The sequence below is a fragment of the Aerococcus sp. L_32 genome (assembly GCF_050689315.1).
This window is the reverse complement of sequence record NZ_JBOEQF010000339.1, coordinates 1-2,100: the sequence shown is the minus strand read 5'-3', so window position 1 is coordinate 2,100 and position 2,100 is coordinate 1. Positions and strand designations below refer to the sequence as shown.

The following is a 2,100-nucleotide window of genomic DNA, read 5'->3' as shown; positions in this document are numbered from 1 at the left end:
GTTAGAGTCCTATAATCGCAAATTGGTTTTTGTGGATTCAGATACCTTAAATGCTGGTCATCCCTGTGTGACAACTGATTTTGATAATGCCGTGATTCAAGTATTAGATTATTTTATGCAGCATGGGTTAACATCGATAGGTATGATTGCCGGTGAAGAGAAAACGACAGATGGTAAGGAACAGTTAATTGATCAACGGTTCAGAACTTTCCGAAACTATGCATCTGAACTTGGTGTTTACCATGCAAAATATACGTATATTGGTGATTTTTCAGCACAAGCTGGGTATGATTTGATGAAACAGGCCATCACTGAACATGGAGAAGCCCTTCCACAAGCTTTCTTTGTGGCCAATGATACATTAGCTATTGGTGCTTTACGTGCTCTTCAGGAGGCGCGCATTGCTGTCCCTGAACGGGTGAGTCTTATTTCATTTAATGATACCCCGTTGACGAAACAGATTTTCCCCGCCCTATCCAGTGTGACCGTTTTTACTGAGGAAATGGGTCGAATTGCTGTGGATACCCTGAATCGTCAATTGATAAACCCGGAAGTAGTACCTACTATGACTAGACTTGCCACTCGGTTAACAATACGTGATTCTAGTGGATAAATATTAAAAAAAGGTAACCACAAACGATTGCGGTTACCTTTTTTGATATTATTTTTTTATTTTGTCAGCTTAACACAAAATGCATCCCAAGCATCCAAGGTGATTTGTTGTAAATCGGTTGGCACCACATGATTGCTGATAATAATTGTTCCATACGTACCATTAAAACTAAATGTTTGTGCTACATCAGATACATTCACGACTACTAAGTATGCTTCACTTGGTGTTCTTCGGATGTAGGCAAATACTTTATCGCTAGTATCTAATAGCTCAAAATCGCCATCGATTAACCATTCTGAAGTTTGGCGTAATTGAACCAATTTTTGATAAGTATAAAAAATACTGTCCTGATCAGCTAAGGCGTTTTTGACGTTAATTTCATGATAATTTGGATTTACTGGTAGCCAGGTTGTGTCTCCACTTGAGAATCCGGCATGTTTCGTTTCATCCCACTGCATAGGTGTCCTAGCATTGTCTCGACCAATCATGCGGATACTGTTCATGACTTGCCCCATAGATTGACCATTTGCCGTAGTTTCTCGTGCATAGTTTAAGGATTCAATATCATCAATTTCATCTAAATTGTTAAAAGGATAATTGGTCATTCCTATTTCTTCACCTTGGTAAATATAAGGTGTACCTCGCATCAGATGTAGGAGAATGGCTAATGCCTTGGCTGATTTCACTCGGTTTGGGCCAGTTGAGCCCCAAATAGAAAGGACACGTGGTAAATCATGGTTGTTCCAGAATAAAGAGTTCCAACCTTGACCAAGCCCTAATTCTGTCTGCCATTTATTAAAAATCTTTTTTAATGCAGGTACATCTAGTTCGTCTTCAAAATCCCATTTAGCTGCATCCGGCTTATGTTGCAGACCAATATGCTCGAACTGAAATACCATAGATAGTTCATGACTGTCAGGATTTGAGTATAATTGGGCAATTTCCGGCGTAGCACCCCATGTCTCACCTACAGTTAATAAATCATGTTTACCAAAGGAAGCAGTGTTCATTTCCTTGATGTAATCGTGTAATTTAGGGCCATTATTGACAATCCCTTGATCAGGAACTTTACCAATCATGTCGATAACATCCATACGGAACCCACCGATACCTTTGTCGATCCAAAAGTTCATCATATCATAAATTTTTTGACGTAAAGAGGCGTTCTCCCAGTTTAAATCAGGTTGTTTTTTGCTGAAGAAGTGCAGGTAATATTGACCAGATGCTTCATCTTTTTCCCATGCTGAGCCACTAAATATTGAAGTTAGGTCATTGGGTTCGTCACGCCAAATATAATAATCACGTTCTGGGCTTGTCGGATTGTCGCGGGCTTCCACGAACCAGGCATGTTCATCTGATGTATGGTTTACGACGAGGTCCATGATAATACGAATACCACGTTGATTGGCTTCGGCTAGTAACAAATCCATATCATTCATGTCACCAAACATGTCTGCTATCGCTTCATAATTCGCAATATCATAACC

2 protein-coding genes are annotated in these 2,100 nt (G+C 39.7%); one reads left to right on the top strand and one right to left on the bottom strand.

The window, feature by feature from the left end:
• On the top strand, positions 1–613 hold a 613-nt coding region (locus ACRCJ0_RS12620), incomplete at its 5' end, for a substrate-binding domain-containing protein (protein ID WP_431390650.1).
• Positions 614–669: 56 nt separating this feature from the next.
• Here the strand turns inward: ACRCJ0_RS12620 and ACRCJ0_RS12615 are convergent.
• Positions 670–2,100: glycoside hydrolase family 13 protein (locus ACRCJ0_RS12615; RefSeq protein ID WP_431390649.1), on the bottom strand; the 1,431-nt coding region annotated here is incomplete at its 5' end.